Annotated in this window: 26 protein-coding genes and 1 tRNA gene; 23 read left to right on the top strand and 4 right to left on the bottom strand. The window is 30.0% G+C overall.

From position 1 onward, the window contains the following. The first annotated feature begins 69 nt into the window (after nucleotides 1-69). On the top strand, nucleotides 70-2,133 hold the full coding sequence (locus ACUV9F_RS00170) for a cation:proton antiporter (protein ID WP_446183676.1): 2,064 nt from the start codon (nucleotides 70-72) through the stop codon (nucleotides 2,131-2,133). A 29-nt stretch (nucleotides 2,134-2,162) separates the two neighbouring features. Here ACUV9F_RS00170 and ACUV9F_RS00175 read toward each other — a convergent pair whose 3' ends face one another. Together ACUV9F_RS00175 and ACUV9F_RS00180 are read right to left on the bottom strand one after the other, a co-directional pair. Further along, entirely contained in the window at nucleotides 2,163-2,489 is a 327-nt protein-coding gene (locus tag ACUV9F_RS00175) for a DUF6506 family protein (RefSeq protein WP_446183677.1), read from the bottom strand. Between the two features lie 46 nt (nucleotides 2,490-2,535). Continuing rightward, entirely contained in the window at nucleotides 2,536-5,019 is a 2,484-nt protein-coding gene (locus ACUV9F_RS00180; RefSeq protein ID WP_446183678.1) for a YhgE/Pip family protein, read from the bottom strand. 298 nt (nucleotides 5,020-5,317) lie between these two features. Between ACUV9F_RS00180 and yjeM the strand changes: the two genes are divergently transcribed. The 4 genes from yjeM (at nucleotide 5,318) to ACUV9F_RS00200 (ending at nucleotide 9,018) form a co-directional block, all read left to right on the top strand. Next, nucleotides 5,318-6,832, top strand: a complete 1,515-nt coding sequence (gene yjeM / locus ACUV9F_RS00185) for a glutamate/gamma-aminobutyrate family transporter YjeM (RefSeq protein ID WP_446183679.1) — start codon at nucleotides 5,318-5,320, stop codon at nucleotides 6,830-6,832. A 193-nt stretch (nucleotides 6,833-7,025) separates the two neighbouring features. Beyond that, entirely contained in the window at nucleotides 7,026-7,601 is a 576-nt protein-coding gene (locus ACUV9F_RS00190) for a serine hydrolase (protein WP_446183680.1), read from the top strand. Between the two features lie 524 nt (nucleotides 7,602-8,125). Continuing rightward, nucleotides 8,126-8,725, top strand: coding sequence for an agmatine deiminase family protein (locus ACUV9F_RS00195; protein WP_446183681.1), 600 nt, complete (start codon nucleotides 8,126-8,128; stop codon nucleotides 8,723-8,725). A gap of 32 nt (nucleotides 8,726-8,757) precedes the next feature. Further along, nucleotides 8,758-9,018 (top strand): agmatine deiminase family protein, encoded by a 261-nt coding sequence (locus ACUV9F_RS00200; RefSeq protein WP_446184370.1) that lies wholly within the window; start codon nucleotides 8,758-8,760, stop codon nucleotides 9,016-9,018. A 219-nt stretch (nucleotides 9,019-9,237) separates the two neighbouring features. Here ACUV9F_RS00200 and ACUV9F_RS00205 read toward each other — a convergent pair whose 3' ends face one another. After that, nucleotides 9,238-9,894: a phosphatase PAP2 family protein gene (locus ACUV9F_RS00205; protein WP_446183682.1), complete on the bottom strand. Its 657-nt coding sequence runs from the start codon at nucleotides 9,892-9,894 to the stop codon at nucleotides 9,238-9,240. Between the two features lie 561 nt (nucleotides 9,895-10,455). Between ACUV9F_RS00205 and ACUV9F_RS00210 the strand changes: the two genes are divergently transcribed. The 15 genes from ACUV9F_RS00210 (at nucleotide 10,456) to ACUV9F_RS00280 (ending at nucleotide 20,477) form a co-directional block, all read left to right on the top strand. Then, a complete protein-coding gene (locus tag ACUV9F_RS00210) occupies nucleotides 10,456-11,778 on the top strand; it encodes an MFS transporter (protein WP_446183683.1) in 1,323 nt (440 codons plus the stop codon). 62 nt (nucleotides 11,779-11,840) lie between these two features. Then, nucleotides 11,841-12,494 (top strand): NAD(P)H-binding protein, encoded by a 654-nt coding sequence (locus ACUV9F_RS00215; protein ID WP_446183684.1) that lies wholly within the window; start codon nucleotides 11,841-11,843, stop codon nucleotides 12,492-12,494. Nucleotides 12,495-12,513: 19 nt separating this feature from the next. Beyond that, complete coding sequence (locus ACUV9F_RS00220) at nucleotides 12,514-12,903, top strand: MerR family transcriptional regulator (RefSeq protein WP_446183685.1); 390 nt, start codon at nucleotides 12,514-12,516, stop codon at nucleotides 12,901-12,903. Between the two features lie 24 nt (nucleotides 12,904-12,927). Continuing rightward, entirely contained in the window at nucleotides 12,928-13,500 is a 573-nt protein-coding gene (locus ACUV9F_RS00225; RefSeq protein WP_446183686.1) for a TMEM175 family protein, read from the top strand. A 100-nt stretch (nucleotides 13,501-13,600) separates the two neighbouring features. Continuing rightward, nucleotides 13,601-14,020 (top strand): MerR family transcriptional regulator, encoded by a 420-nt coding sequence (locus ACUV9F_RS00230; protein WP_446183687.1) that lies wholly within the window; start codon nucleotides 13,601-13,603, stop codon nucleotides 14,018-14,020. An 11-nt stretch (nucleotides 14,021-14,031) separates the two neighbouring features. Then, nucleotides 14,032-14,442 carry a cupin domain-containing protein gene (locus tag ACUV9F_RS00235; protein WP_446183688.1) on the top strand — a complete coding sequence of 137 codons (411 nt, stop codon included), beginning with the start codon at nucleotides 14,032-14,034 and terminating at the stop codon, nucleotides 14,440-14,442. A gap of 22 nt (nucleotides 14,443-14,464) precedes the next feature. Continuing rightward, nucleotides 14,465-15,169 (top strand): dihydrofolate reductase family protein, encoded by a 705-nt coding sequence (locus ACUV9F_RS00240; RefSeq protein WP_446183689.1) that lies wholly within the window; start codon nucleotides 14,465-14,467, stop codon nucleotides 15,167-15,169. A gap of 465 nt (nucleotides 15,170-15,634) precedes the next feature. Then, nucleotides 15,635-15,808 carry a hypothetical protein gene (locus ACUV9F_RS00245; protein WP_446183690.1) on the top strand — a complete coding sequence of 58 codons (174 nt, stop codon included), beginning with the start codon at nucleotides 15,635-15,637 and terminating at the stop codon, nucleotides 15,806-15,808. A 53-nt stretch (nucleotides 15,809-15,861) separates the two neighbouring features. Next, the gene (locus tag ACUV9F_RS00250; protein WP_446183691.1) at nucleotides 15,862-16,131 is read left to right on the top strand and encodes a hypothetical protein; all 270 of its coding nucleotides are present in this window, start codon (nucleotides 15,862-15,864) and stop codon (nucleotides 16,129-16,131) included. Nucleotides 16,132-16,192: 61 nt separating this feature from the next. Then, nucleotides 16,193-16,912: a hypothetical protein gene (locus ACUV9F_RS00255; RefSeq protein ID WP_446183692.1), complete on the top strand. Its 720-nt coding sequence runs from the start codon at nucleotides 16,193-16,195 to the stop codon at nucleotides 16,910-16,912. A gap of 825 nt (nucleotides 16,913-17,737) precedes the next feature. After that, complete coding sequence (locus ACUV9F_RS00260) at nucleotides 17,738-18,133, top strand: DUF1310 family protein (protein WP_446183693.1); 396 nt, start codon at nucleotides 17,738-17,740, stop codon at nucleotides 18,131-18,133. A gap of 159 nt (nucleotides 18,134-18,292) precedes the next feature. After that, nucleotides 18,293-18,670 (top strand): DUF1310 family protein, encoded by a 378-nt coding sequence (locus ACUV9F_RS00265; protein ID WP_446183694.1) that lies wholly within the window; start codon nucleotides 18,293-18,295, stop codon nucleotides 18,668-18,670. Then, nucleotides 18,671-19,867 (top strand): lipase family protein, encoded by a 1,197-nt coding sequence (locus ACUV9F_RS00270; protein WP_446183695.1) that lies wholly within the window; start codon nucleotides 18,671-18,673, stop codon nucleotides 19,865-19,867. It begins immediately after the preceding gene. Then, complete coding sequence (locus ACUV9F_RS00275) at nucleotides 19,864-20,226, top strand: hypothetical protein (protein ID WP_446183696.1); 363 nt, start codon at nucleotides 19,864-19,866, stop codon at nucleotides 20,224-20,226. Before ACUV9F_RS00270 ends, ACUV9F_RS00275 begins: the two co-directional genes overlap by 4 nt. Further along, nucleotides 20,223-20,477 (top strand): hypothetical protein, encoded by a 255-nt coding sequence (locus ACUV9F_RS00280; protein WP_446183697.1) that lies wholly within the window; start codon nucleotides 20,223-20,225, stop codon nucleotides 20,475-20,477. The genes ACUV9F_RS00275 and ACUV9F_RS00280 overlap by 4 nt, the downstream gene beginning before the upstream one ends. A gap of 204 nt (nucleotides 20,478-20,681) precedes the next feature. Here the strand turns inward: ACUV9F_RS00280 and ACUV9F_RS00285 are convergent. After that, nucleotides 20,682-20,754 (bottom strand) — tRNA-Lys (locus ACUV9F_RS00285). A 131-nt stretch (nucleotides 20,755-20,885) separates the two neighbouring features. On the opposite strand from ACUV9F_RS00285, the gene yycF reads away from it, so the two are divergent. Genes yycF through ACUV9F_RS00300 form a run of 3 tightly spaced genes read left to right on the top strand, consistent with a single transcriptional unit; the run spans nucleotide 20,886 to nucleotide 24,811 of the window. Beyond that, nucleotides 20,886-21,599, top strand: coding sequence for a response regulator YycF (gene yycF, locus ACUV9F_RS00290; RefSeq protein WP_446183698.1), 714 nt, complete (start codon nucleotides 20,886-20,888; stop codon nucleotides 21,597-21,599). A 43-nt stretch (nucleotides 21,600-21,642) separates the two neighbouring features. Continuing rightward, the gene (walK, locus tag ACUV9F_RS00295) at nucleotides 21,643-23,508 is read left to right on the top strand and encodes a cell wall metabolism sensor histidine kinase WalK (RefSeq protein ID WP_446183699.1); all 1,866 of its coding nucleotides are present in this window, start codon (nucleotides 21,643-21,645) and stop codon (nucleotides 23,506-23,508) included. Beyond that, nucleotides 23,498-24,811 (top strand): YycH family regulatory protein, encoded by a 1,314-nt coding sequence (locus ACUV9F_RS00300; protein WP_446183700.1) that lies wholly within the window; start codon nucleotides 23,498-23,500, stop codon nucleotides 24,809-24,811. The genes walK and ACUV9F_RS00300 overlap by 11 nt, the downstream gene beginning before the upstream one ends. The last annotated feature ends 1 nt before the right edge of the window (nucleotide 24,812 follow it).

Below are 24,812 nucleotides of genomic sequence, written 5' to 3' on the forward strand. Positions count from 1 at the left end.
GAAATTGTCTTCAGAGTCTTCTATACTATTAAAGATTTAATAAAGTAACATGTATTAGGGGAATATTTTATGAATAATTTTTCGATAGTAGCATCTTTACTATTAGGGGTGATTGGAGCAAATATAGTTAAACAATTTGTTCCTAAGATACCCGAAGCTTTTATTTTAACAGTAGCAGGAATTGGTTTATCTTTTGTATCAATATTTAAAAATTTTGAATTAAAACCTGAATTTTTCATGCTAATAATTATTGCTCCATTAATGTTTAATGAGGGGCAAAAGCAGTCTTTTAATAAAATAACTAGTAATTTTTCTAGAATAATAGTTTTATCTGTTTTTCTATCTGTTTTTTCTGCAATTCTTGTTGGAATTATTGCTACAAAAGTTGAAGTAGAATGGACATTACCATTGTCACTCGCACTTGCTGCTATTATAACTCCAACAGATGCGGTTGCTGTGCAATCAATTACTCAAGGAACCGATCTGCCTAAGAGCGTTGATGATGATCTTCAACTAGAGTCTTTATTTAATGATGCTGTTGGCCTAGCAATGCTTGATTTGGCTTTGTCTGTTATGTCTAAAGGTACTTTTTCTCTTGGCCAAGGAATCGGTCATTTTTTGTTTGTTTCTATTGGAGGAATTGTAGTTGGGTTAATAGCAGGTTATATGGTTGTTATGATTAGATTTGTGTTAAATACTCGTGTACAAAATCCTGAATTGATAACTATACCTATAAGTTTATTGACTCCATTTGCAGTGTATTTATTAGCTGAAAGATTTGGAGTTTCGGGTATTTTAGCAGTAGTTGCAACTGGAATAGAACATAATTGGGAGTCTAACAGGTTGAGACTGACTTCAACCAATGTACAACTAACATCAAGAACTATTTGGTCAATAGTTACTGATATACTAAATGACTTTGTTTTTTTGATTTTAGGTATGGCATTACCTTCTGTGTGGAACAGTATGAAAATTATTGGAGTAACAGGAGTTATCCAATTATTAGGATTGAGTATTCTAATATATTTTGCCATGGTATTACTTAGATATATATGGTCAATAAAAGAAAACGAAAACTTAAAAAAGAAACAAAAAAGTTTTTTTGCTTCAATATTTTCTTTAAGTGGAGTACATGGAACGATGACCTTAGCAATGGCTTTTTCATTACCACATAGACTTGCAGGTAAAGAATTTCCATATAGGAATGAACTAATTTTGGTAGCAACATTTGTAATCATTATAAGCATGCTTACAGCTTCGATTATATTGCCAATAATACTTCCTAAAAAAGAAGAAGAATTCTCACATGCCGATTTAGAACATGTAAGAAATAAAATGGTGGATCATGCAATTTTGCAGATGAGAGAAGTAGTTACTGATTATGATATCAGACAGACTTTGAACCAGCAGTTACAATCACAAAAAAATAATATGAATAATATAGATAGAGAATTATTCACTGCAAACTCTGAATTATTGTTAAATGATACTAAAGAGTTAATCTATTCTTTATTGCAAGAATATAATGGAAATAATAGATATAGTATGAATACAATTAGTATTTATGAAAAAGTAATGCAAAGAGGACTAAGTCGTTCTGTTAGAAAAAGTTTTAAGATTACGTTTAAGGAGTGGATAACTGCTCTTAGACATAATATTAAACATTTGAGAAAAGAATTAGTTTGGCATCTATCTCATAGAGTGATTACAAAGAAACAAAGAAATGATTTTAGAATGAAAAAGTTAAAAAATGATCCACGATATGCAAAAAATGTGAAAAATTGGGATCGAGTGCATTCAGAATTGTTAGATTTAAATAATGAAATAATAATGGCAGTAGACGATTATTTGAATGATATCTTGCAACAAAGAATTGAACAAAAACATGCTGATAATGACTTTGTTTATATGGTTAGAAAGATAATGGACAGATTTTTTAATAGTATAAAACATAGATATGGTATTGAAGCTACAAAAGTAGATAGGGATGTCTATGTACAGGTATTTCAATATGAGTATGATTTTGTGAGAACTGGAGTCACGTCGGGGCATATTCCTCAATCGTTAGCGAGTGTACTTTATACTGAAATTAATCAAGCTCAGTTATTACAGCTTTATCAAATAGAAGAGTAAAAAAGGAATCCTTAAAAGGATTCCTTTTTTTACTTCATGATATCGTATAGTTGTTTTCTGAACTCAGGACCGTAAGTCACTGCACCAACGGGAATTTCATAGTTTAATGCTTCATTTATTTTTGTTGTCCATGTAGGACCAAAACCACCACATAATTCTATGAATTGAACCCCTTGTTCTTTTAATTTTTTTGCGATTTCTATAATTGATCCATCTTCTTTTGCCTTTGGATCGAAACCAACAGTTATAAATTCACAAGTGCCAGCTTTATTTTTATTGATTACTGTATTTTCTTCTGGAGAGAAGTCGGGTGAAAAATAAAAGAAAGCCCACTTATTTAAATTTTCTAATGCCATAAATATATACTCCTTTCGGTATAGAGTATATATATCTAATACAAATTTATACAGTAGGTTGCTTTGGAGAGAATTTATTTTTTATATCTTCTCCAAACAATGCTACAAAGAATATTATTCCAAATAATATTAAGATAATGCTATTGGCTACAAGACTACTACCATTACCGTTGATTACTTGTTCAAAGCTACTAATTGAATATGTTCCAGGTAGAAAAGTAGCTAGTGTTCTATAAAAGGCCGAAAGCATTTCGTTAGGGAATAATCCACCGGTTATAATTAGTTGTAGGAAAAGAAGTGCAAGAGCAAATAATAAGCCAATTGTTCCGAATAATTTGTCTAATGCCAAGCAAGTTAATGTAAATACGCCACTTGTTAATAGACTTGTCATAACAAATGAAATTGGTTGTTGAACTTGTAGTCCAAATATCACAGCAAAGAAATCAATAAAAATAGTTTGAGCAATGATAATTCCTGAAACAATAATTATCTTTTTCTGTAAGCCATAGTCTTTTATATTTTCGTTATATCTAAACAATGACATCTGAGTTAGCATAGATCCAACAAAGAAGACAAGAGTTAATACTAGTGGTGAGAATACATTAATTAAGTTACTTGTTTGGCTCGTATTATTAATAAGTTTGTCATTAACAGGGGAAACAAAATGATTAACATTTGCAGATCCTGTAGATAAACCTTTAACTTGTTTACTACCATCAATTAATTTAACGTTTAAAAGACTAATTCCATCTCCGGCTTGTTTCAAACCGGTAGTTAGTTTATCAGAACCAGTTGCTAATTGTCCGGCCCCATCATTTAATTGTGTAATTCCAGAAACAAGAACTGGAGCATTGTCATTTAAAGTTGTTAAACCATCTTTTACTTGATGGACTCCAGATGTATAAGTCATTAATCCAGGAACAAGACCGAGTTGACCATTTTTACCTTTTAGACCTGATTGTACTTGAACAAGACCGTCATGAATTTGTTGAGTGGCTTGAATTCCCCCCATTGTATCCGTTGTACTTCCTTGTTGCTTTAATCCTGCGTTAACTTCATTAAGGCCAGCAGTTAATGTATCAATGGCTTGTTGTGCACCTGATAAAGCAGCAGGAGCTTGATTCTTTTGAGCCATTAAGTTGATACCTTCTTTTAATTGATTCATATTTTCTTGTGTTTTAGTTAATTGATTTGTCACATCACCTTTTAACAAATCTCCAGAACTAGTAAGTTCATTTCCCATGCTTGCAAGATTGCTTTTAACTGGGAGCATATCGTCATTACCAGAAACTGTAAGTTGAGTTCCAGCGGCTTCAAGATTTGTTTTTGCAACATTAGAGATGTCATTTAATTGTTTCATAATTTGAGGATGTGTTATCAAAAATCTTAAGACATCTGAATTAGAAGTCATTAATGATTTCAATTGTAATAAACTATCTCCAGTTGCTTGTAAGTGACTGGCAACACTATCGGAATTTTGTGTGTCGTATACGCGAGAGTTCACATCTTGTAGTTTTGTGGCAGTATCTTGCAATAAATTACCGGTAGTTGTTAAGTGAGTTCCCACTTGAGTTAAATCAGCGGTAATAATTGCAGAATTATCGTTTGCTGGGTCGCTAACTTTTGTGTTCATTTCTTGAATTCCGTCATTTAAAGCTTTAAGTCCAGCGGATAATCTAGTTAAGTCACCTTTATTACTATTTAGTTGACTGTCAATTTGATTTGAAGCTTCGGCAAGTTTTGAATTTAATAATCCTGAACCGGTCGCTAGTTGATCAATTCCACTATTTAACTGATTTGCTCCAGATATTAGAGCAGGTGAATTACTATCTAATTGGTTTGAGCCGTCGGTAAGTTGTTGAACACCACTTTTTAGTGGTGAAGCTCCATCAGCTAGTTGTTGAGTCCCATTTTTTAAAACGTGTAGATTATCAGAAATTTGTTTACTACCCTCATTTAACTGTCCAGAAGCGTTGTTCAACTTCTTAACACCATCACTTGCCTGTGTAACGCCATCGCCTAATTGGCCAAGTGCGGTTAAAGCTGCTTGATCGTAAGCTTGTTGTATACTTTTTACAACTTTGCTTTTCATTTGTTCAACTACTTGAGAAGTAATCATTCCGGCTAAATAATTATTTTTGTTTGAAGTTTCTACTTCTAAAGAACTAACTTTAGGATCTTTGTTTAAAGCTGTAGTAGCATTTTTAGAAAAATCTTTTGGTAAAACTACTTGCATTGCGTAGTTACCATTCTTTAAATTTTTCTTTGCGTTATTTTCGTTTACAAAATGCCATTTTACTTGATTGTCTTTGGATAAAGTTTTTTCGACTTCTTTTCCAACATCAACAGTTTTTCCTTTAAATTTTGCAGGCTTATCCTGATTTACAACCGCAATATTCATATTTTTTATATTGGTGGTTTGCTCGTACTTAATAAAATTAAAAATTACTAATAATAGCAAAATAGGTATGATGCAAAGGAATATAATAAATCCTATTAAATTATTCCTTTTCTTAAAAAAAGTTTTCATAAATATCTCCTCTTGTAAATAGTTTATGGCATAAACCGTTATTAAAAACTAAGCTACTGAAATTAGCTGATTTAATGTATACGGCATAAACAAATATATATTATATTCTTAAAAGTTAAAATATCAATATTTTTTTATAGTGAATGACTATATATGGTAATATTGCTTAAATAATAAAATATAGTTTCGTATATAGATAAATTTTATAAATATTCAATATGGTAGCTTTTATTATAGAAATAAAATAGAATAATAATATTATTACAAGTAAATTTATGAAAGAGATGATGATGGTATTATGACAAAAGAAAAAAATAAACTAACTATGTGGGCTTTAATATTAGTGATATTCACATCTGTTTTTGGGTTCACTAATATACCTAGAGCTTTTTATTTAATGGGATATGCTTCGATATTTTGGTATATTGTGGCTGCCATTACTTTCTTTATTCCTTATGCATTTATGCTTGGAGAAATGGGTGCTGCTTTTGGAGAAGCAAAAGGTGGTATCTATTCATGGATGGAAAAAGCAGTAAACCCTAAATTTGCTTTTATAGGAACATTTATGTGGTTTGCCTCTTATATTATTTGGATGGTGAATGTTGGAAATGGAATTTGGATTCCTTTTTCTAATATGATTTTTGGTGTTGATAAAACACAACAATGGAGTTTATTCGGACTTAACAGTGTCCAAACACTCGGTGTTTTAGCAATTATTTGGATTTTAGTATTAACATTTATTATTTCTAAAGGTCTTGATCAAGTAAAACGTGTAACAAGTGTTGGTGGTACTGCAATTGCGTTAATTAATGTAATTTTGTTTGTAGGTGGGGTAATTATTCTACTATTGAATAAAGGTGTTACTCTTGAACCAATTACATTGAAGGGATTTTTTAAATCACCTAACGCAAATTACACTTCAATGATACAAATTTTTAGTTTTATTGTGTTTGCCATCTTTGCATATGGTGGTTTAGAAATAGTTGGTGGATTAGTTGATGAAACTAAAAATCCTAAGGTTACATTTCCAAGAGGAATAGCAATTTCTGCAATCGTAATTGCTATTGGCTATGCAGTTGGAATATTTATTATGGGAATATTTACTAACTGGCATTTTGCATTTGAGGGAGGATTTGCAGCAGCTACCGGTGCAAAATCAACAGTTACTCTTGGTAATGTAGCTTATATGGCAATGAATAACATGGGATATCAATTAGGATTGGCTTTACATCTTAATCATCAAGCTGCTATTCAAGTAGGGGTTTGGCTAAGTAGATATATGGGATTATCGATGTTTTTAGCGTTGTCCGGTGCCTTTTTTACAATTATTTATTCACCATTAAAAACAATAATTCAAGGAACGCCAAAAGAACTTTGGCCAAAATCATGGACTAAAGTTAATAAATACGATATGCCACAAACAGCTATGTGGACTCAAGCAGCAGTAGTTGTTGTAATTATTGCATTAGTAGCATTTGGTGGTAAGGGAGCTGCTAAGTTCTTTGAAATACTAGTTGCTATGACTAATGTTGCTATGACACTACCTTATGTTTTTGTTGCTTATGCATTTTTAGGTTTCAAAAAAGATAAAACAATTGAAAAACCTTTTGAAATTTATAAAGGCAAAACTTTCTATAAAGTATGTGTTGCATTAGTAATGTTCACGGTTACTTTTGCAAATGTATTTACAATTATTCAACCTGCAATTGATGGAAATCTTAGTCAAACAATTTGGTCAATAGCAGGACCTGTATTCTTTACAGTTGTTGCTTGGATAATGTTTAATCGTTATGAAAAAAGAATAAGTAAATAATAAATTTTAAAGATTACAAATTGAAGACATTTATCATTGATAGGTGTCTTTTTTGCTATACTTATTAAATACAAATTACATCTAAAAAAATAAAAGTGATGTAATTAAGAACTAGTGATAATTTATATCAGTTATAATAATTAAAATTATGAGTATAAAGAATAGATAACTTTATATTTATGAGGTAGTAGATTTGAATAAAAAGAGATTAAATATTTTAGCTATTTTTCTTGTAGTATTATTGGGAATTTTATTATTTATAAAATTTAGACCAGAGGATAATACTATTAGTCCGTGGAAAGATGTACAGACTTATGTTAGTGAAAATAATGATCAAAATATCAGTATTGCAGTAAAAAAAGATAATAGAATCTATACAGCAACTAATAGTAGAAAAGCAGCATATCCAACGGCAAGTGTGTATAAATTGGCGATAATAACGCAATTGATGCATGAATTAAAATATACACAAAATTTAACTAATGATCAGATTATTAATGCCAGAGCAATGATAGAAACTTCAGATAATGATGCAGCAAATAATTTATTAGAAAACTCACTAGGATCACGTTATGCAGTTTCTAGAATTATAACCGATTTGAATATGGAAAATACTTATAATAATCCTGCAGCTTGGGGATTAACGAATTCAACTCCTCAAGACCAATTAAAAATTTTAGATACAATATTTGATGATAATAATAAATACCTAACACAAGATTCAAAACAATATATAAAAACACTTATGAATAGAGTTCAAGATGATTAAGACTGGGGTATAACTACTGATAGTGATATTCATGAAGATTATGTAAAAAATGGTTGGCTTGATATATCAGGTGGGGATGATCCAAATGGAAATAAACAAAAAACAACTTGGATTATTAACAGTGAAGGACAAGTTAAATTAGGTAACGGGAAAACTTATACCGTGTCAATAATGACAAATGATAACGAGAGCTACGAAGATGGTGTTAAATTAGCAAATGAACTTGGAAAAAGAATAAATAAGGCAATGAGTGAAATCTAAAAAGCGAGCTTGATGCTCGTTTTTTTTGTGCCATTATTTAACAGGTAAAAGCAAATAAATTGTGAACTAAGAATTATTTTTTGAATATAACAATAGTAGATATGTGAGAATAAAATCCCTTTAAATATATAAATTAATTAAAAATATTGTCCTTTTGTCAAGAGCAGATTTATAGCTTAACCATAGCTTTATATTTTTTATTAAAAAATATAAAAAAATCATCATATATAATCAGGACAATTGGAATATAAGGAGTTTTAATTGTGAAAAAGATACTAATGGGAGGTGTTATTATAATTAGTTTAATTACATTATTTAAAGAATCGTCTAATTCAAAAGAAACGTTGTTTACAGGCTACTCAAATAATAAGTACTATAAACCCTTTAAAAATAATATTAAAGAACTTAGAAATCATTTGAAAAGCAACTCAGTCAAATATGACGATATTTGGATTAAAGATGTTGCACCAATTGTTACAGACCGTCTAGTAAAGTTTCAATATCATCCAAGATATCTAAAAAATAGTTTAAGTAGTTATCTTGATACTAATTTTAGAAAATGGTTAGACAATAATAAATTCAAATATACTAGTTCAGATATCATTCTTGATGGAGGTAATTTTGTTTTTGATGGTGTGGGTACTGCTATTATCACTAAACGAATTCTGAAAGATAATCCAGAATATTCAAAAAATGAATTACTTAAAACATTAAAAACACAGTTACATATTAAAAATATTATTCTCATATCACCTGAACCAGGAGATGTATTAGCACATGCTGATGGACAGGTGTTTTTTGTGAATTCGCATACATTATTTATCGGAGATTTTGAGGGCAAAAATCATGTAAAAAAGAATTAAGTAAAAAACTGCCAAAAGTTAATATTGTAGAAATTCCATCAAATTACCAGTCAAAAACTCAATATGACAGTGAGGTGCCATCTGCTACAGGGTTGTATATCAATATGATGAAGACAGATGAAGCGGTTTATGTTCCTCAATATAACCTTCCTGAAGATAAAGAAGTAGTTCAATTACTTAGCCAATATACGGACAAAAAATTAGTTCCAATCAATGTTAAACAATTATCAACACTTGGTGGATCTATTAACTGTTTAACATGGTATTGTCCAAAACGATTACTGCCTAAATAATATTTTTTAAAATAGCTTTAGTATAGGTACGGTTATAAATATTTAATTACGTGCAATTAAAGGGGTGTATCATTTTTTAAGAAATAGAACTTCAATAAGATTCGAACAGAACCTTCTACATATTTTTTACAAGTGTATGTTTAAGTATGGTATGACGATAAAAAACTTATTGTGTTAATAGCTATTTATTGATCCGATTAATTTCAAAAATAGTGTGAACTAATTTTTAGTTGGTTTTAGTTTTGTCACAATTTTTATGGTTATTTGATTGAATTGCTTTTGAATAGCAAACATAAACAGCCAAAAACTAGATGCTAATAATGTACTAGCTAAAACGTCACTGAAATAATGAGCTCGTAAGTAAAATCTTGAAATAGCAACTAGTATTATCCATAAAGTCCCAATTAAAAAGACAATTACTTTCTTCTCTTGTCCTTTTATGTGACTTAAAAAAGTAAGTAGTAGACATAATACAAGAATAGTAGTGCAAAAAACGTGCCCACTAGGATAACTAAAACCAGTATCAGGAATTAATTGGTGAGTTGGTCGTGGTCTGTGAATGAGTATTTTAATTATTTTTGCAATTCCAGAACTGATAAGTTGAGTTACTAAAATCCAGATACCTAATAAGTGGTTTTGAAAAATGTATATACAAAAAGATAGGATAAAACTCAAAATAATTACAACCATTGGACTGCCAAGAGTTGCTATGACAGAAAAGATACCTGTACTGAATGAACCATGATGACTCGTAATAGAAAAAAAGTAATTGTCTACTTCTGAAATTATACCTGCATGGCTTAGTACACCAATAGTCTCAATGATAAACAAAGATAATAATAAAAAAGAAATCAATTTTAATTTTTTTGTTTTCATAATATTCTCCTTAGGTAAAAAAATTATAATCTCAAAGAAAATATTTTTCTATCTTTTAAAGAAAGAATGAATGAAATCTTAATTCTTCCGCAAGCAATCTTTTAAGTAAAATAATAAAATAAAAAAGAGGCAATTATATGCAATTTCATACGATTAAAGTTAATGGACTAAATGTGTTTTATCGTGAAAGTGGACCATTAGATAAACCGGTATTTTTAGCGGCAGAATTTGCTAACTTATGAAACACGTTAAATTGAAACACTTGTACTAATTGGAGTATTTAATACTTATGTCATATCTCCTTTTTGTTCAGAAATAATTTTAAGACCTTTTTATTAGGTCTTTTTTATTTGTTGAAAAATATTTATAAAAATACTTGCTTTGGAGTGGACTCCAAGGTCTATACTTCATTTCATTACTAAGTGAAGTAATAAAAATGGCTAAGATAATAATTATGTATTTTTCAATGAGTGAAACTACTCACCAAGCATTAATCACTGAAGTTATAACAAAAACATTAGGAGATATATCAAATTTAATTTAATGAATGGAGAAGTATTTATGAAAAAAGATGAAAAATTTGGAATAGTACTATTTATAATTCTGTTCTCGTATTTTTTAATATTAATGGATAATTCCATTATTTTTACTAGTACAGTAAAAATAGCAGAGAATTTAAATATGAATCCAGTCACCTTGGCTTGGATTTCTAATGCATATACAATTACATTTGGAAGTTTTTTATTATTGGCAGGTCGCTTAGGTGATTTAATAGGAAGAAAGATGATATTTGTAATAGGGTTATTTATCTTTGGATTTTCAAGTCTTATGATAGGTATAACCAATTCATCAATGATGATGATTATTTTTAGGGCTGCTCAAGGAGTCGGTTCTGCTATTATTGCTCCAACTTCTTTAGCTTTACTAATGGATTATTATGACGGGCAAATGAGAGCCAAAGCAATATCGTATTATGGAGCAACAGCAGGAATTGGATCTAGTGTGGGACTATTACTTGGTGGATGGTTAACAAGTGCTATTTCATGGCGTGCAGGATTTTTAATAAACGTACCATTTGCACTGTTTCTATTAATTTTAGCTTTGAAAAAAGTTGATGATACAAAAACTACTAAACAAAGAGTTGATTATCTAGGGGCGATATTATCTGTCGTTATGGCTGCATTATTTGTATACGGAATAACTAGCAATAATTTACTTCTGATTTTAATTTCAATCATAATTATTGGAATTTTTGTATATTATGAAAACGAAGTTTCTTACGCATTGATTCCTATGAGTTTGTTTAATAATCGAATTAGAACGAGTGCATATATTGCAAGATTTCTTTTTATGATGGCTATGCTTACATATTGGTTCATATTGCCTCAAATTATGCAAAATATGTATCATTTCACTCCTTTTCAGTCGGGAATGGGATTTCTTCCACTGACAATAGTTAATTTTATTGCAGCACTATATCTTCCTAAACTAACCACTAAACTTGGGAATAACAAAGTGATGTTATTAGGACAAGGAATCTTACTTATTGGCATGATAGTTTCCTTAACGATTGATCCTAAGTCAGGATATTTTTTAACTATGGGAGTACCAATGATTCTTACTGGTTTAGGACAAGGTTGGCTGTTGGCTCCATTAACAGCAGCTGGAATTACAGATGTAAGTCCAGAACAAGCCGGAGCTGCTTCGGGGATGACAAATGCTGTTCATCAATTAGGTGGGCCAGTTGGTCTATCAATTGTAGTAATTTTTAGTTCAAGCATAACTGATATGACACAATATTATCGAGTAGTGATGTCGTTTATATGTAGTTTTCTATTTTGGGGTTTTTTAATATTAATTTCAATAAACAAAAAAACTGAATAATTATTGACTTGGAGTGGACTCCAAGGTGTTTAATATTTTTTAGGAAAGAAGGTATTTTAATTATGACAAAGAAAGTATTAATTATGGCGGCAAATGGACAAATATCACGATTAATTGAGCAACCATTATTAATGGAAAGTAAATTCAATGACGTTGAATTAACATTATTTTTGAGAGATAAAGAACGTTTAAGTAACTTAAAAGATAATTCACGAGTAACTTTGATTGAAGGAAGTTTGGATGATATTGATGATGTTAGGGCTGCAGTTGTTGATCAAGATATAGTTTTTGTTGGAGTTGTCGATCATACAATTGATAATCATCAAACTCAAAATGTTGTTGAAGCAATGAAAGAAAATAATGGTGGGAGAGTAATTTACTCTAATGTTTTAGGAATTTATGATGAAGTTCCTGGTGAATTTGGCCGTTGGAATAAAGAACAGATTGGTAGTGGATTACCTTCGGCGTTGCGGTCTGATGAGATTTTAAAAGAGTCGGGATTAGACTATACAACTCTTCGTTTGCCATGGCTAAATGATCGTGAAGTCAAATATGAGATTACACACGCTGATGAGTCTTATGTTGGAGTTTCAGGATCAAGAAGGAGCATTGCGGATGTTGTATTACGAATAATTGAAAATCCTGAATTTTTGAAAAATGACAGTGTGGGTATTGCAGACCCAACTACTCAAACTGAAACAAGACCGGTATACTAAGAACTGAAGGGAGTAAATTATGAATGTTAGTGAAGCTAGTAAGCAAACTGGAGTTTCAACAGACACTATTCGCTACTATGAAAAAGAAGGATTAATTCCAATTATTGATAGAAATGAATCAGGTAACCGAGAGATAGATGAGAAAATACTTCGTCGAATTACTTTTGCTAAACAAATGAGGGCAGCAGGGATGTCAATTAAGGCTTTGAAACAGTATATCGATTTAGTTGATGACTCTGAGGATAACACTGTTAGACAAAAAGAAATTTTACGAGAGCAAGTTGCAGCGATGGAAGAACGCCGTGATGATATTCAATTTGCAATAAATCATTTGAACTATAAATTGGAACATTACGAGGACCATATGAAAGCAACTGAGGCTGAATTAAGAGAGCTGGAAAAGAAATAATTGAATTAGTTAATGGGGGAAAGTATGAGTAAAGAAAGGTTAACTACTTTTATCGATGCCGTATTGGCAATTGTTATGACTATTCTTGTTTTGGAGCTTGAAAAGCCAAGGTCTATTACACCGCAAGGATTTTGGGAACTACGTGAGAATTTTTTTGCGTATACTTTATCATTCTTTTGGTTAGGATCTATGTGGGTACATATGCATAACGAGTGGTATCATGCGAAAAAGATAGATAATAAAGTAACGTGGACTTCCTTGATTATGCTTTTTTGCTCTTCATTGTTTCCGTATGCGACAAGTATTGTTGCTAGTAACTTTTACAACACTACTGCGCAGGTATTTTATGGAGTGGTTGTTTTATCAGTCACACTATTTAATACTATAATGTACAGTAATTTAAAAAATGCAAATAAAGATAACGAACAACTAACTCGAAGGTTGAATGCTCGCAATAAGTGGATCTATTATGATATTGCGGTTAAAATAATAGGCCTTATAAGTTCAATTGTTTTCTACCCACCAGCAATGATTTATGCTGTTTTACTAACGGCAATTGTGATTACTATTTTCCCGTTAAGTACAGCAAAAAAATGAAAAGAGAATTCTATAATTGGATTCTCTTTTTTAGTAAAATAAATTTATTGACTTAGAGTACACTCTAAGTTATATAGTCTAAATTATCAGGAGGCAGACAATGAATGAAATGAAGTATCGGATTGGTGAATTTGCCAAGGAGATGAATATTAGTTCTTATACTCTTAGATATTACGAAAATGAAAAATTGATTATTCCACATAGAGATACTAATGATCACCGATTTTATACAACGGATGATGCTAAATGGTTAGAATTTTTACTTCATCTCAAAAGTACAGGAATGACAATGGCAGAAATTAAAACATATATTCAATTACGATCTCAAGGTGATCAAACAATGAAAGAGAGACAAGAATTGTTAGAAAAGGTGCAAACCAGAGCCCAAGAACAAATTGAAAGTATGCAACAAAGTTTGATTATTGTGAATCATAAAATTGATTGGTATCGAGACAAGATCAATCAGAACATTTCAGAAGATGAGTCGTTTGAAGCCTATTTGAAGAATTTTAGTTTATAGGAGATAAAAATATGAAGAATGAAGATGTAAAAAATGGTGTTGTTTTTTCTGCAGGTGAGAAAAATGATGCTTTTGCCCAATATTTTGTGGGGCAAAGTTATCTCAATAACTTGGTTGCTGATCCCAAAATAAACGTTGGTGTGGGAAACGTCACTTTCGAACCAAGTTGTCGAAATAATTGGCATATTCATCACAACGGCTATCAGATTCTATTGGTTACTGGTGGAGAAGGATGGTATCAAGAAAAAGGAAAGCCGGCTCAATTATTGAAACCGGGGGATGTAGTTGTAACCCATGATGGAATAAAGCATTGGCATGGCGCTACCAAGAACAGTTGGTTTGAACATTTAGCAATTACTACAGGAACTCCTGAATGGTTAGAACCTGTTACTGATGAAATTTATAATAATTTGGAGGCTTAATTAACTAAGGAGGTTTTTGAGAATGAATAGGAGTAAAGTAACTATTCATATGTATACTTCAATTGATGGGAAAATTGATGGTCCCCATAGTAGTTCAATATCAGGATCCTATTATTCTGATGAACTGTTTAGAATTAGTAATGCAGATGCAAATGGAAGAAAAACTATACAGATGTACGCTGCACAAGGCACTCCCGATTTAAGTAAATATTCAGATGAAAATATTGAATATGAAGATTGGATTCCTAGTATAAAATCTGATACTTGGTCAATTTCATTTGATCGAACGGGAGTGTGCGGATGGGAAAAAAATTATTTTAAATATAATGGTCATAAAATGCGAGCGGTAGAAATTGTGACAGAGAAAGCTGAGAAAAAATACTTATCATTCTTGCAGTCAATGCAAATTCCATATATTGTTGGTGGTAAGGAAGAATTTGATTTTCAGAGCGTTCTTGTTAAATTAAAAAAGTATTTTAACATCGATAATTTAGCCGTATGTGGGGGATCAATTATTAATGGTGCTTTTCTACGTGCACATTTAGTTGATGAAATTTCATTAGTTGTTTCTCCCCATGTAAATGGTGATTCGAGTGAAAAATCAGTTTTTGATACTTTTGGAGAATATATTGACGATACTTTTGAATTTGATACATTAAAGAAATTGGACGATGGCGGTATTCATATGATTTACAAGAAAGTAAATAATATAAAAGGGACTTTTTAAAGTCCTTTTTTTTACAATTCTATGATATTGTTTGCCCCAAAACTCTATTATTTAGCTCCGAAAAGCCTTTATTTTAGTTCGTTTAATTCTGAAATAATGTATTTTTTGACTACCCAGAGTGACAAAATTGAGAAAAATAAAAAGGCAATCATATCAATGCTTTAGCATGATATAACAGCCTTTCAAAGTACTTATATGGGTGGTCAGGGGATCGAACCTATATTTTTATAAATACTGTTAAACCGCTATAAATTCATACAAAAATAAAAAACAATATAAGTTTTAAAAATATAAAAAATATATTAGAGTACAAGCAAAAAAGTTACGGTTTTACGGTATTGACTTGTAACCGTTGCGAGAGTAAGGGAAATCTAACCGTATTGTATCTAGCTTTAAGCGAGATAATTCGGAATTTAGACCGAAAACCTGATAAAACCTGACATTTTTCAGAATAGGAGCAAATTCATGAAACAAATTAAGATATTTGAAAATGGTTATATGGATAATTTAGATGAAGTGGTTAATAATTGGATACTTGAAAATAGTGAAGATATAACTGTTAATACAGCTTACTCAAAAGGTGTTATAAATGTGGTTACTGTTACTTACTACAGAAAGAAAAAATATTATATTGATTAAATGTGCCTGCCAGATCTCCCCAAGCACGTACAAAATAAAACCGAGGATACTTATTGTTGAGATATAAGACTGTTGCCAATTACATAGAAAACTTGTTACGTGAATATAAAAATAGTGATAGACGTATTGAAGAACTTACTAACGAGTGTAGTGATATTATTACCATTGGATTATCTAAGAATATTCGAAATATAAATAAATTTAGAATTGTTATTGATGATTTATTAAATAGAAGTTTATTGTTTAATCAGATATATAAATACATATATAAGATTAGTGATGAACTAGGCTTTTATATAACTGATAATATTTTGCATTATTAATTATGGGGGGATGTTGGTACATCCCTTTTTTATTGGTATTATTTATGTGAGGTGGGTAAGTATGAAAGAAAACAAAAAAATATTTTATAAAAAAGCGTGGTTGAAAACAAAAATATTATTATTGTTACTATTTTTTATATCATTAGTATATACAATAATTGTAGGCATCTGGTTTAAAAATACTAATAATAATATAATTATTAACTTTTTTACGGCTACGTTTATATATTCTATTTTTAGTTTTATTTTTTATGTCATATTTTTAGTTTCTGTAGCTATACCAAGGGAATTCAAAAAATTTAAAGACGAAAGATTAAATTCAAGTCCAGCTTATTGGATTAGAAAGGTAAAAATTGAAGATGTTGTTAGTAAATTAGATAAATTATTTTATGAACAAGATTTTAATAATAATTATGATATAAGTCATAAAATTAGTTTTATTAAATTAGTTTTAAAAAGTAAGCTTACTAGTACAGAAATGAATAATTACTATATATTACTTAGTTCATCAGGTTATAATCATGTATTCATAAATTTCGTATTAACAGTATTAATCACAACTTTATCAATATTGGGGTATGAAAGAATAATGAATATTTTACAATTTATTATAAAAAGCATTTTATCTAACGGGGATATGAACCAGTCAATATTTTTTATTTTATATACGATTATACTAATTTTAGGGATATTTTTAATGGTCTCGTGGAAAGATGAATCTAATAAAAAGATTTTATTTTATAAGATGGTGTTAAAAGACATAATAGAAGAAAATAAATAACATCCCTCATTAAAATAAATTAAGTACCTAAGGGAGATCGGGAAACGGATAGAGGTAGATTGTAAAAAAATATACGATAATATCGGTATAGGGGTGGTCTAAGTTAGATCATCTTTTTTTATTTTCTCCAGAAATGGGGAAATGTTGACTTTTTTAAAGTAGATTGTTGAGAAATGTTGAGATTTATATATGTAATGTTAACGTTTTGAGATTGATAACCTCAAAAAACCTCAAACTAGAACCTTATAAAACCTTAGATTAATGTTAAAAAATGTCAAAGAAATAAAGATATTAAAGGTGGTTAATTAGTTGTGTTATGGCTGATATAACAATGATAGTAACGTGCTAAATTATGCTAATGAATGGGTAAAGTTTTACATTGATAAATTGGTGTATTTTTTAGTGCTATATAAGCGTTTATCAGGAATGTTGTATAAATGGCTATTAGCATTGTAGAACCTGTTAAAACTTGATTTTATTCAATCCAACAACCTAGGAAAACCTAGTATTAAATCGTATATAGAACTTGACTAAACTTGACCTTTTATAATTACTATCTGAATAAACCTGAACATATTAAATGTATAACCTATTAAAGCCTAAGGATGAATTGAATATTATAATTTATTATTTTAAGCATGAAACTATAAATATATTTTTAGTAGAACTTACTACGTTTAAGTTTAATTAGAGTTTAAGTTTAATTAGATACAAAATACATACTCAGTTAACTATAAACCTTGTTAAATAAAGCTTCGTAGCAAGATGTTCTATGTTTAAATTGATTGATTTATGAAACTATTCATTATATAAATGAGGTTAATAATGAATAAGAAAAGAAAAATCCTAATTGTAATATTAAGTTTAGCAATAATAGTAATTGGAATAGGGGTGAAAGTTCATATGGATAATGTTAGATTTCATGAAGAAATGGTTAGAGTAGTTAAAAGCGATAAGGCACAGGAGGTAATAAAAAAAGAAATTATAGAGAATGTTGACAAAAAAGCTTTTACTAATGAAGGTAAGATTCATTCTTTTAAAATAAAATATGACACAATTAAACATAATCCAATGGGTGGGATAGATTTTGAAGGTTATGTCAATAATGATAGTAAATTAGAATTTGATACTAATTTGGATAAATATAATGATGATTTAGAACTAGGAGCTTTTGGAGAATCTGTAGAATTACAAAAATTAATGAAGAAGAAATTGGTTTAGTAAGGCAGGGAAAATATTGAATATTAACCTGCTTTTTTATATCCATAATTTTGGATACTTGTGATTACGCGGCAATTATTCACAAATCCAATTATCAACAGTGTTAATTTTTTAAAAATTAATAATATGATATTATTTTTTTACAAAAGAGGATTGATAATGAATAAAAAGAAAGCAAGTTTAATTATATTATTTGGTCTGATAATAATAAGTATTGGAATAGGGGTGAAGGTTCATATGGATAATGTTAGATTTCATGAAGAAATGATTAGTGAAATAAAGAAGCACAAGGACTTAATTCATGATGACTTACACGCATTAGATAAAAAAAAGTATATTAAGAGTATTCAAATTGATTATTCAAAAGTAGAACGCAATCCTATGGGAGGAATAATAGTTTATGGGTATGTTAATAATGATAAATCTCTAAAGTTTTCATCAGGAATAGATAAGTCTAACATAAATGGAAAAGATATTTTTGAGACTAATGGTACAGATCCAAGTGAAAAATTATTTATGTTAATGGGAGGAGAATAAATGAGATTGAATCAGCGAGAAAAAATTAAATTAGCGAAAAAAGAATACAAAAAATTTAAATTCGGGGATCCAATATTTGTAGGAAAAAAGCTTATCGGTTATGTAAGTGAAGTACATAATAAATGGTGGACTGGTGAAAACTCATATGTAATTACAAATAAGCAACTACCTAAACATCCTACTTCTAAAGATTACAAAAATGTAGATCGAGTGACAGTTTTATATCGTGGTTCAACAACCTTAATAGACTGGGCGAACAATATAGATTTCGGATTTGCTGCATTTAATCCAATCATTAATTCAACAGGTATTTTTTATAACAATCTAATTCCACCACAATTTAGATCTTCATATGAAACTTTAAATAATGCGATGAATAAATACGGTAATGCGAGATTTGAAGTGTATGGTCATTCATTAGGATCAATGGATGGACAGTTTGCAGTCGCAAACTTAAGTGAAAAACAAATGAAGAGGTTATCAGGTGCATACTTATATGAAGGTCCTAATATATTTTCAAGTCTAAGTCTTGGTCAAATGATGAATGTTTTTAAGCATAAGTCTAAGATATTCAATATTATTGATTCAAAAGATATTGTGGTATTCGGATACTTTAATGATTTATTAGCTGTAGGAACCGTTATGCACATTAATTCAAAAAGTATGCACGATGTTATTAGTCAACATATGTGGGGTGGATATCAATATGACAAAAATGGAAATATTAAATTGGTACCAGAAAATCAATTACAAATAGGTATGTTGAACTTAAATTTATTAAAAGATAAGTTAAGTAAAGGTGGATTAAGTAAGTCTGACAAAATATACCTTGATAGTGCAGCAGCAGTAATATTAGCGGATAATATTAAGACGTATGTTGATGAAAGCATGGATAGTCTAATTAAAGACTTAAATGGTTATATTAGCGAGGCTGAAGATCTTTGGAAAGATACCAAAAGACGTGCTCGTGGCATGGGCCAAGACTTATCAGAAGATGATATTATGAATACTTTAAGACAAGTAAATGCCACTAAGAGTGAATTTGTTACTAAAGTAATAGAGTATTACCAAGACAAGATTAAAAAAGCAGAACAAGTTAAGTCTGATTATTCAGATATTAGTACTAATATCAAAAAAGGTGTTCAAGCAAAACTTGAAACGGATCAAGAATTAGCGAGGTCATTTAATTTATTATGATAGAAGATGAGATAAAACAGCTTAGAGTAAAAATTGAACAAGCTGAAGATGAGTATTCTATGAATAAAAAGAACTATGAGCTAAAACAAGAAGATTTAATGCACGAAAAGAATCAAGTTGATCGGGAACTCGAAGACCTATCTAAACGTTCTGAATATTATTTGAAAGACTTAAATGATTATGGGGAATTAATAAAAAATTCTTACAGAAGTTTGGAATACTTAAGAGACGAAGCGGATCAGAATATTAATAATGAATTAAGAAAATTAGATGATAATTGGGAAGAATATTCTACAAGATATCGAAAATCACAAAATGACATGGATGAACAATATTATCAATTGAGGAAGAAACTATGAGTGTGATAGATATTAAAGGAATGAAAATGTTTTTTGAGAAACAACAAATAACTGCAATAGGGAATGTACAGGTTACGAAAAAAGAAGAGAGCAAATATAATCATAGGAGAGATGTTAACTCAAAAACTGATGATATTAGTGCAGAGATAATAAGAATTACTAAAACTGTAGACCAAGTTATTAAGGGAAAGTTCTCAGATGGTGTTCAGGAATCAATTATTAAGAAGAATACAGATATAAAGAAAATATAATGTTAATGAACTAATTAATTACAAATAAAAAAACACCCCTGAAATTAATCAGAGGTGTTTTTATCTGCCAACACAGTAAAAAATTGAACATACTTTTGAACATCTAATTAGATGTTCAATTACAACCTTATGCAATCTCTAAAAATAAAAAACCGATTATATCAAGACTTTAAGCCCTAATACAATCGGTTAAAAGTTACTCGATGGGTGGTCAGGGGATCGAACCCTGGACCCACGGATTAAGAGTCCGTTGCTCTGCCAGCTGAGCTAACCACCCATTTACAACAATAAATATATTACCATAGTTATGTATTTTCTTGCAACGCTTTTTAGAAAATATAAAGCATTTTTGTTTTATATTTTTATTATTAGTATAATATGTACGAATACACTAAGGAGTGTGATTATATGGCGAAGAAAGTTTTAGTTGTTGATGACGAAAAACCGATATCGGATATTATTAAGTACAATATGGAAAAAGAAGGGTATGAGGTATTTACCGCCTTTGATGGACAAGAAGCAGTAGATAAAGTTGAAGAAGTAAATCCTGATATTATCTTGCTTGATTTAATGCTTCCTGTAATGGATGGTTTAGAGGTTGCCCGTGAAGTTAGAAAAACTCATGATACCCCTATCATTATGATTACAGCAAAAGATGCTGAAATTGATAAAGTTATTGGTCTTGAACTTGGTGCAGATGATTACGTTACTAAACCATTTTCCAATCGAGAATTAGTCGCTCGTGTAAAAGCACAATTAAGAAGACAAAATACTGTGCAATCTGCTAATGAAGAAGAATCTTCTTCTGATAATATAACGATTGGAAACTTAACTATTTTACCAGATGCTTACATCGTTAAAAAAAATGGTAAAGAAGTTGAATTGACTCATAGAGAATTTGAACTCATCTATTATTTAGCACAACATATAGGACAAGTGATGAAAAGAGAACACCTACTTCAAACTGTTTGGGGGTACGATTATTTTGGGGATGTTCGTACAGTTGATGTAACAGTTCGCCGTTTAAGAGAAAAAATTGAAGATAACCCAAGTCAACCAGAATGGCTAATGACACGTCGTGGTGTCGGTTATTATTTAAAAAATACTGATAGCGAAGATTAATTAGTCTACAATTTTTTTGTGGACTTTTTTTATAGGTAATATTGTGAATAAAAAAATAAAGTTTATACATTCAATACATTTTAAAATTCCATTTGCACTCATTATGATTTTAATTGCTACGATTGAAATTATTGGGGCTTATTTTGTACGTCAAATTGAACATCAATATGTTCAAAATTTTGAACAGTCAATACAAATTCCGCAAGGTATTTCAAACCAAATAACACAAGATTTGTATACGCATAAATCAGATATGAATAAAAGAATTCAAAATTCTCTTCAAGATATCGATAATAATTCAATTTCTGAAATTCAAGTTGTTGATAAAGATGGAACAGTGGTTGGAAATTCTAACGTTAATAAACAATCATCAATTGGTACAAAAACAAGTATTGCTCAAATAAAAACTTCGATGTATAACAATCGAAAACTAACTCAAATTGTTTACGATAAAGACAGTGGCAGTTCCTATATAATAATGCAACCGTTAGTTAAAACGGTAAATGACTCTAGTAATGTTATCGGAGCCATTTATGTTAGAGCTAATATGGAACATGTCTATAAAGATATTAATAGTATTATTATTATATTTTTGTCTGCTTCGTTAGTTGCAGGGTTTGTTGGAGCTATAATTGCCATATTTATTTCCCGGGCAATTACTAGACCAATTGATGAAATGAAGCAACAAGCTATTCAAATGTCTAATGGTGATTATTCTGGACAGGTTCGTGTATATAGTGAAGATGAGCTTGGTCAACTAGCTTTAGCAGTTAACAATTTAAGTATTAAGGTTGAAGAAGAGACTGATAATACTGAATCTGAACGTAGAAGATTAGACTCTGTTCTTTCTCAAATGTCAGACGGTGTTATTGCCACCAATAGGCGGGGAGATATAACAATTGTTAATGAAATGGCACAAGAATTTTTAAATATTGAGGATCAAGAAGAACTTTTAGGAAAACCAATCATTGAAAGTTTAGGCCTTGATGCTGAGTTTTCTTTCCAAGATATTTTAGAAGAACAGGATTCTATAATTATTGATGCTCCTGATAATGATGTTATATTAAATGCTGAGTTTTCTTTAATTCAAAGAGATAGTGGTTTTGTTAGTGGTGTTGTTTGTGTTTTACATGATGTTACAGAACAACAACGTGTTGATAGAGAACGTAAAGAATTCGTTTCTAATGTTTCTCATGAATTGAGAACTCCGTTGACAAGTATAAGAAGTTACGTTGAAACTTTAAATGACGGTGCTTGGGAAGATAAAGAGTTGGCTCCACAATTTTTGAAAGTTACTGTAGAAGAAACAGAACGAATGATTCGTATGATTAATGATTTATTAAGTCTATCAAGAATGGATCAAGGAACTTCAAAACTCGAATTAGAATATATTAATTTTAATGAGTTCTTTAATTATATACTTGACCGTTTTGATATGATGATTTCAAAAGATAAAGAACATGCAAAAGAAGAAGGCACAAAAATTAAAAATTACTCAATTAAGAGAATATTTACAAAGCATGATTTATGGGTAGAGATTGATACTGATAAAATGACCCAAGTTATTGATAATATATTGAATAATGCAATTAAATATTCACCGGATGGTGGAGTAATTACTTGTAGACTGCTAGAAACTAATAAGCATGTGATTATTAGTATTAATGATCAGGGATTAGGTATTCCAAGAAATGCTCAAATTAAAATATTTGATCGTTTTTACCGTGTTGATAAAGCTCGCTCAAGAAAACAAGGTGGTACAGGTCTAGGGTTATCAATTTCTAAAGAAGTTGTAGAAGAACATAAAGGTAAGATTTGGGTTAATTCATCTGAAGGTAAGGGATCGACATTTTATATTTCTCTTCCTTATAATCCAAACGAAAGTGTGGGTGAATGGGATGAAGATTAGTAGAACAATAATTCAAGGATTAGTTGTTATAGCAATAATTATTAGTTTTGTTTTGTCATTTTTAATTTGGACTAATAATTCTCGTTATCAAATGCAATCTAATACTGATATTGCTAAAAACAAAGTAAATATTCAAAACGTTGTGACCAAACGTGAAGTATATTCGCCATCACAGATCTTATGGAATGATGGTAAAGATATAAAAATGGTTTATAACAATAAGCATAATATTGTTAGTGCTTTTCAAAAAGATATGGGTAAGTGGAGGTTTACTAGAGTAAAAACTCAGTCAAAAAATGATGTAGCTAAATATAAAGAATTCATTAATAATAAAGATTCAGTTCAATTGTTATACCCCTTACAGATGTCTTTGAGCTATTATGGACAGATGCTTAACAAGAATAGTTTAAAACGTAATGACAAAACGATGTTTAATCGCGTTTTATTTTATTTAGATAAAGATGATAAAAATATTTATTTAGGAAATGATGAAACACATACAATTTATAGGGTTTCTGTTAATTCTGGAGACTCAACAAATATAAGAAAACTTTTAGCTAAAACTGATGTTTCTTTAAGAGTTGGATTAGAAGTTAAAAATAAGAGAGTGGATGTTAATTATTTAGATAGAGTTTCTTTGAGACCTTACAGCTATCTTGTATCTAAACAAGAAGATAATGGATATATATCTTCTTTATTAGGCTCAAATGATATATCAACACGCCGTTCGGGTGATACCACAACATATAGTGCATCAGCTTATCAAAGATTGGTTTCCGATAAGAATAAAGGAACGCTTGCTTATTATGATTATTCTAAGGAGCACTTTCCAAAATCTAAGACTGAAGTATTGAATAAAGGTGTGGATATTATTAATCAGATAAATAATCCATTATCAAATGCTAAACTGTCCCACGTTGATTGGAAGAATAGAGTATTAGTATATAGAGAATATGTTGAAGGATTCCCAACATTTGAAAAAAGTGATTTTGGTGCAGTTAAAATAACTTTTAACAAATCTGAACAGGTAACGCAGTTTTCTAATAGTGTAATTCAAGTACCGGTTCCTTCAGATCAAAAGCCAATAACTTTGAAGAGTACAGCTGAAATAATGAATGATTTGAAGACGCATGGATATGATACAAATAAAATATCTTATATTGATTTAGGCTATAAATGGGAAAAAGATGATGACAATGATGACATTGTAGATTTAATACCTTCTTACTTTATAAGAATTGGAAATACCTGGAGTTCCTTAGAAGAACTAATAGGTGTATCTGATAAAGTGGGAGGTAAATAAT

This window comes from Daquilactobacillus linshuiensis (assembly GCF_052828685.1).